Genomic DNA, 14,938 nt, shown 5'->3' with positions numbered 1-14,938 from the left:
CTAGCTTGAGGAATGATTTACAAAAATGGGCAAAACCTTATGCCCATCCCCAAAAAGGGCTTCATTTTTACAGGTTTAGCCTTATCCTGAATATCTGGTACTCCATCCGCGATTGGCTGTTTAAAACAAAGGGGAAAGCTTGTGTCCATGATATTGGGCCTGATGATTCTTGTGATTGGCGGGATCGGCCTCATATTCATTTTTAAAAAGCCTGAAAATGAGGACAGTGGGGTGCTATCTGAAAAAGAAGAAGGTGGGGAAACCCAGTCTCGTTTTGTAAAATCTCCGTCGGAGTCTAATTCAAAGCCCAGGTCTGGTAATTCCAGGCTCGCCTCAATTGCCAGGAAAATAGAAAACGTACGGAAAGAAAAGGGCGATTCCAAACTCAAATCGCTGGCTCAACATCAGGTCGATGCTCCTCCCGAAGATTTTTTTGGTCGAAAGACTGAAATAGTGAATATCGTAGGCAGGTTCAAGGATGGAAAGCATTTCAACGCATTCCATGGACCGCGTGGGATAGGAAAAACAGCAACCATCTTGAAGGTGGTTGATAAAATCACGCCAATTTTTCCCGAAGCCCAGATTTATTTTAACTTTGATTTGGCTGATAACCCGGACACGGCAACCAGCGAGGCCATGGCCCACGTGATCAATTCCCTGTCGCCCGGCTCCAAGACACCATCCAACTTCGAAGGGTTGGTTGCCCAGTATCGAAAACTGTTACACGGAAAAAAAATCCTGCTGTTTTTCGATAATGTTCGAACCTCAGCGGAAGTTTTGAAACTCATGCCACCCTCCAAAAGCGTTGGCTTGATCCTCACTTCTGAAGAAAAATTAAAAATCGAAAATATGGACTGGGAAAAACTGGAGCCGCTTTCCGAACAGAATTTAAAAGACCTGTTAAATCTTTGGGCAAGCCGGATTGGGTTTTGGGGGGCGGAGATCGGTCGTTACGCTGCTTACAACCCGCTGGCTGCCAGTCTTTGCGGTCGTTTCCTGAATGAATTCGACTCTTTCGACCCGGAGAAGTTCGCTAAAAAACTGCGCGATATTTTTAAAGAGGTTGAGAAAACTGCACCCAACAGAAATCAGGCAGGAATTGAAACTGTATTGACGATCCTTTTTCTGATTATCCCGGACTCGGTTAAATTAATATTGTCAAAATTAATGCAATTCCGCGGTAGCTTCTATGGTGATGCGGAAGCCTTTATTTGTGAAGACAAAGAAAACATAAAACTGGAAATGCTGGTGCGGCTCGGTTTTGTAGAGTTTAACGAGCACACCGACCGGTACCAGATCCCGCCTACTATTCAACGCTGGCTGGTAACCAAGCTCAATAAAGTTAACCCGGGACAAACTGACCTGAGGCGTGCCACTTTTTATATGACCCGCATGCAAATGTTAAACGACCTGTTTAACTCAACCCTGGCTTCCAAAAAGGATCAGGCCTTGCAATTGTTTGATCTGGATTGGAAAAATTTCCAGGCGGGTCAGGCGTGGGCTCAGGCCAATTGCCTGAAGGACAACGAAATCGCGCGTATTTGCCAGGGATTTGCCGAATTGGGTTATCCCTTGCTGCAACTTCGCCAGTCTGCCCAGAACCGATTGCCCTGGCTGGAAGGCGGATTACTGGCCGCCAAAAATCTCCAGGATGAAGAAGGGGAGTTGAACTGTCTGCTGTTTCTGGGGCAAGAATACAACAGCGTCAAGAATTGGAAAAAGGCAATCGAATCTCTGGAAAAATCCCTCGCGCTTTCACAGAAACAGGAAAATCCCAAAGTGGAACTGGATGTTTTGCATGGACTGGGTGTGGCTTTCCTGGGTCAGAAAAACTGGAACAAGGCGCTCGAACATTTTCAGAATGAGGTCAAAGCTGCCGACACCATTGGAGAACATTCAGCCATCCTTCGAGCCCAGGAAGAAATTGCCAATACTCACCTCCTGGCAAAAGATCCCGGCAAGGCCATGGAGTGGCTGAAAATGGCATTGGAAACGGCCCGGAATATGAATGACTCCAATTCCCAGACCCGTTTGCTTTCCGCATTGGGGCAGGCGCAATTGCAGTCCGGCGATTCACAAACCGCTATCGAAACCCTGCAGGATGCTTTGAAAAGCCAGGTTAAATCCGAAGACGCCAAATCCATTGCCGGGCTGCATCATAATCTGGGCGATGCGTTCCTCTTTACCGATGAACCCGCCAAGGCCGCATCCAGTTATCAGAGTGCTTCAACGCTGTACCAAAAAATCCGCGATTCTTTAGGGCATGCTCTTTCAATGGGCCTGCATGGGGCCTGCCTGATGCTGGCTGGAGATCCGGAGCAGGGAATAAAATTAGCCAACAGTTCCCGGTCTATTCTCCGCAAGATCAAGGCTACCGGTGAGGAACTCAGAATCCTCGGTTTAATGGGAGATGCATTTCTTAAAGCAGGAAATTGGGAAGAGGCTTTGAAGGCAGGGCAAAACAAGCGTCTGCTTGCACAAAAAACCAAAAATACTGATGGCGAAGCGCAGGCTCTTCAAACCATGGGAGAGGCCATGGTGGGGAAAAAACAACCGGAAGAAGCATTGCCCCTGTTTAAAAATGCGGTCCAGTTATTCGGCACAAGACAGCCTGAAAAAGTCAAAATAATTAAAGATAAAATACGGGCCCTCGAGAAAACTCCTGCCAGCAGTTCCTAGTTTTAAAATAGACCAGCCCCAAAACGCGCAGGTGGATTATCGCTTCGTATTGAAATGTCTGTAGAAAATAATTTTTGATCAATACAGACTTTCGTTTGTTCAAAACGTCCATTACAATCTTTGCAGAAGCAGTCAGTAAAAGCTTTCGCTGTTCGCGGAATCTTCCAAACGTCTATTAACCTTTTAATAAAAGTAATGCCATGTCCGTGACTATTTATCACAATCCGAAATGCAGCAAATCGCGCCAGACCCTGGAATTGCTGGGCGATCAGAACATCACACCGACCATCATTGAATACCTGAAAGAACCGCCATCGGCGGAAAAGCTGAAGGAAATACTGGGTCAGCTGGGGTTGGCACCAAGGGATTTGATGCGCAAGAAAGAGGATGAATATAAAGAACTCGGTCTCGACAATCCATCCTTATCAGAGGATGAATTGATCTCGATGATGGTCCAGCACCCGAAATTAATCGAACGCCCGATTGTAATCGCCAACGGCAAAGCCGCGCTGGGCCGCCCCCCGGAGCAGGTGTTGGATATCCTTTAATAGGATGTTAAATTTTGTTCCGGCGGCTTTTCAGGTGGTAGAATAAAATTATGAAATTCACCATTCCATTCATGGCACTAATGCTTTTTACATCCCCTGCCTGGGCAGGTGAAGTTGTGTCTGCTGATGCGTCTGCAAAGCAAGCGCCGCCATCGACTCTGTTCATGAGTCTGCAGGAAGTTGAGAAGATGCAGGCGCGGGAAAAAGCTGAAGAGGCACAAACCCAGTCATCCCGGCAGGGCGGACTCCCCCCGGCCCCCCCACCTCTTCCGGAACGGAAAGCCGGCTGGCCGGAAAAACTGGTGTCGGGTATTGTCAAAGGCGCCGCACATCAGGAAAGCCTCAACAATCCGATAAGCGACCAACTCCCCAAGCCGGAACCGGTGAATAAAAACGCCTTTTCTAAATAAAAATTTTCGTTCTTTATTTACATTCCAAAAATTATTCCATTGTTGGGTATTTGGCCTGCCCCCCCCCTTGGAAAGAAGGTCTTTGCATAGGTCTAAAATAAAAGCAGATTAGTCTGATAGGAATGGTGGCCAAAAGCCCGTCATCGCGAGCGACCAGAGGGAGCGTGGCCAAGGTATTTTTCCTAAGCTTTCGTGCCCCGAAGGGGTAGATCCAGAGATCTGGATTGCTTCGTCGCTATCGCTCCTCGCAATGACGCACATTTTGTCCAACAAATTCAACTTATGCAAAGTCCTGCTTCGTAGAAGGGGAATACCGCGTCAAAAGAAAAAGCGGATGCGGTGTCTGCCTGTTCCACCACACCCGCCTCATCCATTGTTGGCAACCAATGGAAATCTCTGTTGCCCTTCCTGGTTTTGCGTTGCCCGTCCGGCGAGGACTAGACGGAGAACATGCTCTCCACGAAAAATAATGCAAGCGAGCGGGAAAATTCCCATCGCAAGCAACTTAGATTCTCGTTGCCCGTCCGGCGAGGACTAGGCGGAGAACATGCTCTCCACGAACAATAATGCAAGCGAGCGGGAAAATTCCCATCGCAAGCAACTTAGATTCTCGTTGCCCGTCCGGCGAGGACTAGGCGGAGAACATGCTCTCCACGAACAATAATGCAAGCGAGCGGGAAAATTCCCATCGCAAGCAACTTAGATTCTCGTTGCCCGTCCGGCGAGGACTAGGCGGAGAACATGCTCTCCACGAACAATAATGCAAGCGAGCGGGAAAATTCCCATCGCAAGCAACTTAGATTCTCGTTGCCCGTCCGGCGAGGCCTAGGCGGCGGGGAACATGATCTTCGTGAACTCGTCGCGCAGTTCCTTCTGCGCCTTGCCTTGCGCCAGAATCGATTCCCAATGGGTCCCCATCGCTTTCACAATGGCGTCCGATTTCTGGTCAATCTTGCTGCCCCACTGAGCCTTGATTTTTTCCTTCAGACTTTCAACGTGCACTTCCTTCATCGCCTGGAAGAACGCCTTGTTGCCCATCTGTATGGTGCTTTCTACCGGGCAACAGGCTTCGCCCAGGGATTTTTCAACCTGGCAGCATTCTTCATTGGTGGCGCAGGTGTTGGTGTCGGTACAATCAGTCATTTCAGTTCTCCTTATGGTTAGTCATTAAATTCAGAAAAACGTCAGAAGATGTTTCTCTGGTAAATAAGAAAAGCTTTGCTTAGGTCTAAAACCAATGGAAAAGAGAGATTTTCTCTTTTGCAGCGATCTAGGACCTGTCATCGCGAGCGACTAAAAGGAGCGTGGCCAAGATATTTTTCCTTAGCTTTCGTGCCCCGCAGGGGTAGATCCAGAGCGTAGCCCGGCTGGATTGCTTCATTTCATTCGCAATGACGTAGTACTAAAACTAAATTATTTAAAAGAACAAAGCCCTCACCTAAAATGCGTCCCTCCAGGTTTTTCTAATTTCAATATCCCCCTTTCAAGAAACGCTGTTCGCGTTCTTGAATAAAAAAGGAGGGGTATGGGGGAGGTGCTCACCGCACGGTAAACGGGAAACACTTGGCAATGCGCTCTTGAAACTTTTGGAGCACAAAATGGTTGAGCTATTTGGCCCCACCGCCAAGTGGGACCCCTCCCGCACCCTCCCCTTACAAGGAGACCTTTTGCATAACTCTAAAACCAAAGGCAAAGGCGAGATTCTTCGCTTCGCTCAGAATGACAGTTCTTTGATTTAATATGTCACATTCAAGAGCGCTAATAGCGGTTCTTGAACCTGTCGAAGTGCGGCCTCCTTTTTTAGAAACCAACCAGTTGGTATGTTTTCCGGCCTAAAAAAAATCATTTACCGTACAGGGTTTTCAGGTAATTCCGGTACTGTTTAAGACTGCGTTCCATCACGCTGTTGTCCTTTTTCGCCTTGCTCACCAGCATGGACCCCTGAACGGTCGCCAGGAAATATTCGGAGAGCTCCTTCGGTTTGAATTTGGCCTTGGGTGCGTATTTCGTTTTCGCCGCAGACAGATCCTTTTCCAGGCTGGCGATTTGCGCGTCGAACAGCCGTTCGCAGATCTTGCGGATGGCCGGATGCGTTTGCGAGAGCTCCTGCGAGAACATGCCCACCAGGCAGCCGTTGATTTCCTTTTTTCTGGTGAGCTTGATCGCCGCGTCGACCACGTTGTAGACACGCTTGAGCGGGTCGGTTTCATTTTCCGGCAAAGCGCAGCACAACGCATCGTTAGTGCATTGGGCGAAATCGGTCAAAGCTTCCCGCCCCATCGCTTCCTTATCCTTGAAGTAATGGAAGAAGCTGCCCTTGGTGACCCCCGCCGCCTGGCAGATATCGTCCACCGTGGTGGCGACGAAGCCCTTTTCCAGCATGAGGCACTGCGCCGCACAGAGAATTTGTTCTTTCTTGCTCATAATCATTTATCCAAAAAAAACCGACCAGTCGGTATGTTAGCAACTGAAGCTAAACTTGTCAACAACAGAAAGTGCTTGTAAGGGGCATTTTGAAGAATTGGCCAGGGGAGAGTCGTTTAACCCTTTAATAAGAGAATACCGATCGGGAATAGATAATCCAGGAAAGAAGGAAATAAGAGCGAGCTATTTAGTAGGGAGATGAATTGGCGGCAGAAAAAGGTTTGTTGTGGACGCTCTGGTAATATCCGAAGGATATCATAGGTATTCTGAGCAATTTTTGCTTTGCGCTAAGGTTTTTTCCATTTGTATTTTACTGTCTTGAGACGTCCAAAACATAAACGTCAATTCGGCCCAAAAGGCTTTCCGGTAAGCTGGCAATAATTTCTTGGCGAAGCTCGTTTGCCGAAGTGATGGATTGGTTTTTTTTACCAGCGATTTTCTCATCGCCACCAAACCACAATACTAAATACACGCCTTGATCTGCTGCACCAGGGTAAATCATGTAACGTTCCGCTAATTGAGCCGATGCTGCGGTGTAGAGCTCTCTATTCCATTGTCCTTTTACTTCAGTAACTAGTATTGCTTGAGAGCCGTAGATTGATGTTGATGCTGTAAAATCGCAACGCTTAGCATCCCGCATTTGATGTTCAACAACAATTCCAAGATGCAGCGCATTCAATCGTTCTTCAAGCTTTTCTACAATGCGGTCTCGCGCTGTATTTTCATCAACACGCTCATCACCAGAATAAAAAACTTCCACCGGGTTGGTTGCGGCCCCATTCAGGCGATCCTGATATTCATCTAATAGTTCAATCAACAGGGCTCTCATGTCTTCCACGGACGCAATCTTGCTTTCATCCAAGAGCTTGGAAATTTCGGCTGGGCGAGGAGGTTTGTAGTCTATATGAGCAAGCTGCTTGACGGCCTCTGCTTTCTGGCTTTTAATTTCGTTGTGAAAGTGCGAAAAGCGGGAATCGGACAATATTCTGTCGAAGACAGGGATGGAAATTGAAGGAGCATCTTCCCCGATCTGATAGATAATATCTCTTAAGAAGCGATAGGCCTTTTCATTGTCAGGATCTCCTGGTCCCCAAGAACTAGGCAGGTCAACTTTAGGCCATGAGGTTGTGAAAGCATCTAAAACGCGATAAATCTGTTCTGCGTTTAGATGTGGCCAACCCTCGTTATCATGCCTCGACATTCGCCCAGCATAATTTTCGATAGGAAAAATGGATTTAGGGTCTGTACTAAATTCTGTCCACAGAGTGTCGGAGGTTGGAGCGATAAAGAAGAAGTGGCGTAGAAGCCAGAACTGTCTGCGTTTCTCCCCGGCTTCGGAACTATCGATGGGATCATTACAGCGAGCATCAATGAGGTCGTTCAGTTTTGCCCTGTCTGCGTGGGCTGCGGCTATGCCAAATAGCTGCTCACGTGCGGTAGATGGCATCTCTGGATAGCGTGTTAACCATTCTAAAGCAAGTTTCCCTTTGACGGAACCGAATGTGGTGCCGTGATCAATGATGTAGGTCCCCATATAGCCATCTTCTGTGCGCGTTAGCTGTGGTTCTATATATCTTCTTGCAAAGGTTATTGCTTCTGCATCCGAGGGGAAAATCAATCTGTCTAGCTCTGCTTCAAATCTTTCTATTTCACCTTCTTGATATCCGTCTCCGCCAACCCCATCGGCTTTGACGGCCCGCAAGATATTGAAGGGGATATCCTCCAACACCCCTTTGTGGCGGAATGTTGCAAGGCATGCTGCCTGCAAGACCATGGGGATGGCTGTACCCCGTTGCTCCGATAGCTTTTCTAAGGTTGGTATGTGGGGCGCTAGAAAATCAAAACAGTTCAACAGGGCTTTTTCTAAGGTCTGCGGATCATCAACGATATCTTCTATTTTATCGGGCTCGTGAAGATACTGACCCGCAAAGACTTTTAGCCATCCCCAGTGTTGTCCAGCTTCGATTAGTATTCGGTCTTGCTGTAGGCGCTCGAAATTTTTCTCTCTAATCTCTTCTTCTTTTTTTTCATAACTCTTATTTGATCGGCCAAATTTGCCCCGCTGTTGACGTAAATGATTGCGACGATCTCGTTCTACACGGGCCCATATTTGAAGTAAGACTGCTGACTGACGGGCCTGCGCTCTCATGTGTGCCCTAAGCTCGTTAACCCCTCCAGGTTCAGCATATGGGTTATGAGCCTCAATGAAGTATTCCCAGAGTGGATTGTTTCTAGTCACCATTGCATGATCCACTATTGCTCGGATATCGCCTACCTGTATGATGAGGCCGGAATGCCTATACCTCATAAGAAATTCCATCCTAGCGGCATTGATATCTTCCTGAGTAGAAAGACCGTCAAACGCACCTATATGTATTGCGCGTCGTAAACCGCTATTGGAACGCAAGGCTTGAACTGATGCGCTATATTCCGCATCGATTTGATTTCGAAAAATAAGTAGTTGTACCCATTTCAAAATTTGGTGTGGGTCATGAGGGCCTACCATTAGTTCGAAGTACCTGTCCAAAAGATGGCCAGCGATTTTACTGATTCCTATACGACATGTGCACTGATACGGCTTCTCTTTTCCGCAGGTGCAGATTATGCCACTTGTAATCTCATTTAGAAGATACAGTACTTCGTTGAGGTCGAGTGTTGTTAAAAACTGTTTGATGAAATAACGAGAACCGATTATGCGCCTGCTCGCGTGATCGTTAGGATAGAGCTTCGCTAATTCCTTTATTAATTGCCGGACTCTAGTCATTCCAAAGTGATTACACCCTTTCTTTGAAACCATCTCTGAAGCAATTCTAAGAGAGTCTTTGGAGGCCTGCCCGATAAGCAAGTCAAAATCAGGGATGTCATAATTTTCCGGTATTGAATCGAGTTTTTGGTAAGCCTGTTTTCTTTCATTAAATCCAGTATTTGGATCATACATGATTGCTCGAAGCTCGTTTTGAAGGCTAACAACTGCGTCAGCTCCTTGGATTAGCTCTAAAAGCAAGCCTCTTAAATGGGACTTGGAGAATGCTGGGGCTAGAAGGGGGCGAACGTCTTCAATAATGTCTTCTGAAAAGAATCCGGCAACACTAAATCGTCTCCAAGAATCCATGCGCCTGAAGTATGGGTCGATACTTGCGAGTGACTCGAGGCTCTTTAGCAGCCGCTGTTTCGAAGAAGGCAGGAGTTGAGAGGGATCACCGTTGGCGAAGACTGCGTAGGGATCCAGGTCGAGAACAGATTCCTGGATCAAAGGACCGCCCAATGATGCCATCCAGCCAAGCAATCCACGCAATTCGTTTCGCACGGCCCCATTCGGTGCAATGACGGCGAGACAGCGCTTGATCGAAAAGATATTTGTTGGGTCTTCGATAATCTTCACTAAATAGTCTGCTGCACAATATTCAGCAACAATACGGTGAATTGGCTCGTGCCTGTTGACGGACACGGTCGGTCTAAAAAGGCGAGTATTGAGTGCGAAGGTAAGAATGCCATCGTCTGGACCGACACTCTGGAGGTAGGGATAAGCGTCATCGCCGATTTGTTCTATCGCAGAAACACCTGTGGCTCCAGAAAGAAGTAACTTGGCGAAGACTTCACCGGCCACGGCTACAATCTTGTCCGTCTGAGGACGGCCCTGCATTCCAGCTGTTTGCTCACTCTCGCTTGCAAGCCTACGTATAGCATCGGCATAGATTTGTCGCTTCGAAGTAAAACGTTGGCCGCTTTGCACATAGGCTTCGGCAAGAAGGAGAAGAAATTGTGGGTTTCCGAGAATTGGGGTGAGTTCGAAACGCTCAACTTCAGAACAAAAAGAATCAAAATCCTCATTTGGCAGGTGATGCAGGAAAAGCTGACGTTGTTCATCACTATCGAAAGGCTCGAGACGTAAGATCGTGGGTTTGATTCGGAAGCAATCTTGAACGACTTTTGTCCGCGCTTCGTCCCACACATAGGAGCGACTTGCGAGTATAACTTTGTGAGCACCGGAGGTTTGAGCCTTAAAGATGATCTCGGTGATCTTTTCTTCGTTTATGCGCGCTAATTCGTCGAGAGCATCAATGATGAGTATGGATTGAGTAGATTCTGGAGCGTGTATGAACAGGCTTGCTGATTCACATAGAACCTTGTGGGCTCGACCAAAATAGTTCAGCAAGTCGGTTTTGCCAGCACCGGGTTCTGCGAGTACTATGAAAACACCAATTTTTTCAACCAAATCAATGTCTCTTACGATTTGATCACCGCAATACAATTTTCTAGGAATATAAAAGTCAGACATTCAAAAAATAAGGGAAGAAATGAATAATGTTCCATATTTTATGGCTTGGTGCGTGATTTATCGAGAAGTTATTAGTCCAAGGTTGTCTCCCTCTTTTTTAGAAAGGTTGCATGATGCCTAATATGAATAAAATTGGGATTAAAAAAGTCAAGAAATGGCAAAGACTCTATTAAAATTTCAACTGTTACAGTCATGGAAGTATTCATATCTGGATTTCATTTACCTGCTCCGGACAGTCACCGTATCCATAATTCCCATATAATATACTGGCGGATGTCCAGTCTTAAGTCCAATAGCACCAAATTGTATTCTTTAGAGAAACCGTAATGAATATGAGCCTGATATTTTTGCGGGAGAGGTGACGGGAAATTCCTCTGGTTGTCACACTTTGATTTTGCAATAGTTCCACCACTTGCCCTTCAATAGGCTCTCCCTTACAATCATTTTATGAAATACGATGCGATTATTATTGGGGCGGGGCTTTCCGGGCTGGCGGCGGGGATTCGGCTCGCTATGTTCGACAAGAAAACGGTCATCCTGGAAAAACACGTGGAGATCGGCGGACTCAACTCGTTCTACGCGCGCAAGGGCCGCGTGTTCGATGTCGGTCTGCACGCCATGACCAACTTTTCCCCCAAAGGCGTGCGCACTTCCCCGCTGGGTAAGCTGCTCAAACAACTCCGCATCAAGCACGACGATTTCCGCCTGTGCGAGCAGGGCACGTCCGAAATCCGTTTCCCGGAACGATCCCTGTCGTTCACCAACGATTTTCAAGTCCTGGAAGAAGAAGTGGCGCGCGAGTTCCCCTCTCAAATAGACGGTTTCCGCAAACTGGTCACCCTCATCCGTGATTTCGACGAACTCAATCTCGACGACAACAAAAAAGTCTATTCCCGCGATGTGATCGAGTCCTGCATCACCGATCCTGTGCTGATCGACATGATCTTCTGTCCCCTCATGTATTACGGCAACGCATCGGAAGGCGACATGGATTTCTACCAGTTCGTCATCATGTTCAAGAGCGTGTTCATGGAAGGCTTCGCCAAACCCATCGGCGGCATGCCCTATATATTGAACCTGCTGCGCGAAAAATTTGAAACCCTGGGTGGCGAGCTGCGCATGGGTGCCCCGGTTGCGGCCTTGCATTCTGATGATGGCGAACTGCAATCGGTCGAACTGGATAACGGAGAAACGCTGGAAGCCGATTCGGTGATCTCTTCTGCTGGATACGTTGAGACGCTGAACCTTTGCCAGCCGAAAGAAACCTCGGCGGACGATCACCCGGTAGGGCGCATGTCGTTCACGGAATCCATCTTCGTGCTCGACCGTGAGCCGAAGGATCTGGGGTTCGACAAGAGCATCGTTTTTTTCTGCACGTCGGACCGATTCCATTACCGGGTGCCAGACGAGCTGGCGGATGTCACGTCCGGCGTTCTGTGCGCCCCGAACAATTTCCAGTATCCGGAGCCCTTGTCAGAAGGCATTTTGCGCCTAACCAACCAGGCCAGTTTTGCCAGGTGGGATGAGTTGCCCCGCTCTGATTATCGAGCGGCCAAAAAGGCGGAAAGGGAGCGTTCGGTTGACGAATTGCTCAAATTTTTCCCGGAATTCCGTCAAAATGTGGTATTTTTGGACACTTTCACGCCAAAAACCATTCATAAATACACCGGCCATCTCAATGGCGCGGTTTACGGGTCGCCGCAAAAGGTGAAGGACGGCTGTTCGCCGCTCCGCAACCTCTTTATTTGCGGGACAGATCAAGGGTTTTTGGGTATCATTGGAGCGACATTGAGCGGTATTTCAATAGCTAACCGGCATGTGTTGCAGGCCGACCGCTCGACAATCAAGCAAGCAGGAGAGGTGCATGGCTAAGAACTGGTTGAAGGGAGTCCATTCCGCTTACGATACCATCATCATTGGTAGCGGACTTGGCGGGATGACAGCGGCTAACTTGTTGGCAAAATGTGGCCACCGGGTTTTGATTCTGGAACATCATTATAATTTCGGGGGACTTGCGACCTGGTTCAAACGCAAGGGGGGACATATTCTGGATATCTCCCTGCACGGTTTCCCGATCGGCATGATCAAAACCTGCCGCAAATACTGGAGTCGTGAAGTGGCCGATTCAATCGTCCGCCTCAAAAACATCCGGTTCGACAATCCCCAGTTTTCCTTCGGTACCTCCTTCGATAAAGAAGATTTCACGCGACTCATGCGCGAGCGTTTTGGCGTGCTCAAGGAAACCGTCGACGAGTTTTTCCAGACCGCGCGCAACATGAACTTTTTCGACGACCTGTCGATGACCACCCGCGATCTGTTCGAAAAGTTTTTTCCGGGTCGAAACGACATCCACCGTCTGCTCATGGAACCGATCACCTACGCCAACGGTTCCACCCTGAACGATCCCGCCATCACTTACGGCATTGTATTTTCAAATTTCATGGACAAGGGTGTTTATACCTTTAAAGGCGGCACCGACCAGCTCATCAAGAAGATGAAAAAGGAATTGAAGAAGAATGGCGTGGATGTGCGCAACCACTGTCTGGTCGACAAGATTTTGATTGAAGATAAACAGGTTAAAGGGGTGAGGGTGAATGGCCGCAAAATATTTTCCGAAGCGGTCCTTTCGAATTCGAACATTCTCTCAACCATAAACAAACTGGCGGGACATGAACATTTTTCGCCAACCTTTCTTGATGAAGTCAAAAAAGTCCGGCTGAACGACAGCAGTTGCCAGGTCTACATGGGAATCAAAAAAGGCGAGACCATTCCCAATGTTGGTGACCTCCTGTTCACCTCGGAAGAAGACCAGTTCACCTCAGAATCGCTGCTCGAACCCAAAACCAGAAGCCGAACGTTTTCCTTTTACTATCCGGAAACGCGTCCCGGCCTTAACCAGTACGCCATCGTGTCTTCGACCAATGCGCGTTACAAGGATTGGGCGCATTTGAGCGAAGAAGACTACATCAGTAAAAAAGAAGAGTTGATCGAAGAAACGCTGGACTGTCTTGAAAAATATGTTCCCGATGTCCGGAAAAAAATTGATCACATCGAAGCCTCCACACCGACCACTTTTCAGCGTTATACAATGCATCCTGGCGGAGTTTCCTTCGGCACCAAGTTTGAGGGGCTGAAGGTCAGCAAGGATTTGCCGAAACAGATCGCAGGCCTGTTCCACGCCGGGTCGGTGGGGATCATCATGTCCGGCTGGCTGGGTGCCGCAAACTATGGGGTGATCGTGGCCAATGAAGTCGACAAGTTCCTGCGCTCGGTGCGTCAGCCGAAAGAAAAACTCGAGACGGCCAACGTCTAGTGATAGCCGCACGGGCAACTCAAACCTTTTAGCTTATGCGGGGAATAGTTTACGGCAAACTCAATGGCTGCTCTTTTTAAAAAGAGCTTTGCGTAACTCTAAAACCAAGGTCCAGGGCGAGATTCTTCACTCCGTTACACTGCGTTCAGAATGACGTGCTGTGTTTTGCGGTTTTTTTAAACCGCAGACTTTAGATGGTATCATTCCTGTCATTCTTCGCTCCACGGAGTTTGTCCCGAGCTCTTTGGCTAACTCAGTATACGGTTCTGCTTTTTAATTTAAATGACATTGATTAGTTGGACGGTATAAAAAAAGCAACCCCCATCGCATGTCATTCTGATGAGCCGTCAGGCGAAGAAGAATCTCGCACTGGACTTTGATTAGTACTTACGCAAAGCTTTCTTTGTTAAAGGTGAAGAAAAAACAGACCAGAAATCTGAATTTTTTCCAGTCAACCCAGTACAAATGGGTCCTGCCCTTAGACTTTCACTTAATTAAAAAATTAAATGGCTCCCAACGCTTAAATGAGGTACTTCATTGATCCAGTTTGATTTTAACGACCAGACAGTTATTGTCACCGGCGGTACCCGGGGAATTGGCCGGGCCATCGCTGAGGCATTTTTAAAATCCGGTGCCCGTGTTCTTGTCACTTTCCAGGGCAATACCGAAGCGGCAAAAGCTTTTGAAGAAGCCAACCAGGAACACGCCGATCGTTTGATTGTCAAACAATGTGACGTGACCGATTACGCCGCAGTCGAAGAATTGTTCAAATGGATCGGGGAAGAGCTGGGTGTGATCCAGGTGCTGATAAACAATTCCGGTATTCGCCGTGACCAGATTGTCGGCATGATGGCGCAGGAGGAATGGCAGTCGGTGATCGACACCAACCTGACCGGTACTTTTTACATGAGCAAGTTTGCCGTGCAGAACATGGCGCGTAAACGATATGGTCGTATCGTGAACATCACCTCTCCGGTGGCCCGCTTTGGTATGCCGGGGCAGGGTAATTACGCTGCTTCGAAGGCCGGGCAGATCGCCTTCGCCGCTTCACTTTCCAAGGAAACGGCGCGTCGGAAGATCACCGTCAATTGTGTGTCTCCGGGATTCATCGGAACCGATTTGATTGCGGACCTGCCGGAAGAACGTGTGGAGTTGTACCTTAACCTGGTACCGATGAAACGATTTGGTGAAGTCGAGGAAGTCGCAAGCTCCGTTCTGTATCTTGCCAGCAAGGAAGCCTCTTACATCACCGGCACCGTATTGGAAGTCACCGGCGGACTTTGAT

The 14,938-nt window shown here is 48.0% G+C and carries 9 protein-coding genes; 6 read left to right on the top strand and 3 right to left on the bottom strand.

Annotation, left to right across the window (positions count from 1 at the left end; all coding sequences use genetic code 11):
• The first annotated feature begins 141 nt into the window (after window positions 1-141).
• The 3 genes from G3M70_05355 to G3M70_05345 all read left to right on the top strand — a co-directional run bounded on the left by G3M70_05355 (window position 142) and on the right by G3M70_05345 (window position 3,637).
• Window positions 142-2,679 (top strand): tetratricopeptide repeat protein, encoded by a 2,538-nt coding sequence (locus tag G3M70_05355; GenBank protein QPJ61346.1) that lies wholly within the window; start codon window positions 142-144, stop codon window positions 2,677-2,679.
• A gap of 200 nt (window positions 2,680-2,879) precedes the next feature.
• The gene (gene arsC / locus G3M70_05350) at window positions 2,880-3,227 is read left to right on the top strand and encodes an arsenate reductase (glutaredoxin) (GenBank protein QPJ61345.1); all 348 of its coding nucleotides are present in this window, start codon (window positions 2,880-2,882) and stop codon (window positions 3,225-3,227) included.
• A gap of 50 nt (window positions 3,228-3,277) precedes the next feature.
• Entirely contained in the window at window positions 3,278-3,637 is a 360-nt protein-coding gene (locus G3M70_05345) for a hypothetical protein (GenBank protein ID QPJ61344.1), read from the top strand.
• 825 nt (window positions 3,638-4,462) lie between these two features.
• On the opposite strand, the gene G3M70_05340 is transcribed toward G3M70_05345, so the two are convergent.
• The 3 genes from G3M70_05340 to G3M70_05330 all read right to left on the bottom strand — a co-directional run bounded on the left by G3M70_05340 (window position 4,463) and on the right by G3M70_05330 (window position 10,277).
• A complete protein-coding gene (locus tag G3M70_05340) occupies window positions 4,463-4,780 on the bottom strand; it encodes a hypothetical protein (protein ID QPJ61343.1) in 318 nt (105 codons plus the stop codon).
• A 699-nt stretch (window positions 4,781-5,479) separates the two neighbouring features.
• The gene (locus G3M70_05335) at window positions 5,480-6,061 is read right to left on the bottom strand and encodes a TetR/AcrR family transcriptional regulator (protein QPJ61342.1); all 582 of its coding nucleotides are present in this window, start codon (window positions 6,059-6,061) and stop codon (window positions 5,480-5,482) included.
• A gap of 310 nt (window positions 6,062-6,371) precedes the next feature.
• A complete protein-coding gene (locus tag G3M70_05330) occupies window positions 6,372-10,277 on the bottom strand; it encodes a hypothetical protein (GenBank protein ID QPJ61341.1) in 3,906 nt (1,301 codons plus the stop codon).
• A gap of 510 nt (window positions 10,278-10,787) precedes the next feature.
• Here G3M70_05330 and G3M70_05325 point away from each other — a divergent pair.
• The 3 genes from G3M70_05325 to G3M70_05315 all read left to right on the top strand — a co-directional run bounded on the left by G3M70_05325 (window position 10,788) and on the right by G3M70_05315 (window position 14,937).
• A complete protein-coding gene (locus G3M70_05325; GenBank protein QPJ61340.1) occupies window positions 10,788-12,212 on the top strand; it encodes an NAD(P)/FAD-dependent oxidoreductase in 1,425 nt (474 codons plus the stop codon).
• Complete coding sequence (locus G3M70_05320) at window positions 12,205-13,653, top strand: NAD(P)/FAD-dependent oxidoreductase (GenBank protein ID QPJ61339.1); 1,449 nt, start codon at window positions 12,205-12,207, stop codon at window positions 13,651-13,653. The genes G3M70_05325 and G3M70_05320 overlap by 8 nt, the downstream gene beginning before the upstream one ends.
• Window positions 13,654-14,193: 540 nt before the next feature.
• Entirely contained in the window at window positions 14,194-14,937 is a 744-nt protein-coding gene (locus tag G3M70_05315) for an SDR family oxidoreductase (GenBank protein ID QPJ63718.1), read from the top strand.
• Window position 14,938: the final 1 nt, after the last annotated feature.

The sequence above is a fragment of the Candidatus Nitronauta litoralis genome, assembly GCA_015698285.1.
In the GTDB taxonomy this organism is placed as follows: Bacteria; Nitrospinota; Nitrospinia; order Nitrospinales; family Nitrospinaceae; genus Nitronauta; species Nitronauta litoralis.
Note: the sequence above shows the minus strand (reverse complement) of the source record. Positions and strands in the feature narration are given on the sequence as shown.

What these genes read in the sequence shown, in the direction of transcription:
- arsC (QPJ61345.1), top strand. Translation starts at nt 2,880, where the DNA reads ATGTCCGTGACTATTTATCACAATCCGAAATGCAGCAAATCGCGCCAG.
- G3M70_05345 (QPJ61344.1), top strand. Translation starts at nt 3,278, where the DNA reads ATGAAATTCACCATTCCATTCATGGCACTAATGCTTTTTACATCCCCT.
- G3M70_05340 (QPJ61343.1), bottom strand. Translation starts at nt 4,780, where the DNA reads ATGACTGATTGTACCGACACCAACACCTGCGCCACCAATGAAGAATGC.
- G3M70_05335 (QPJ61342.1), bottom strand. Translation starts at nt 6,061, where the DNA reads ATGAGCAAGAAAGAACAAATTCTCTGTGCGGCGCAGTGCCTCATGCTG.
- G3M70_05325 (QPJ61340.1), top strand. Translation starts at nt 10,788, where the DNA reads ATGAAATACGATGCGATTATTATTGGGGCGGGGCTTTCCGGGCTGGCG.
- G3M70_05320 (QPJ61339.1), top strand. Translation starts at nt 12,205, where the DNA reads ATGGCTAAGAACTGGTTGAAGGGAGTCCATTCCGCTTACGATACCATC.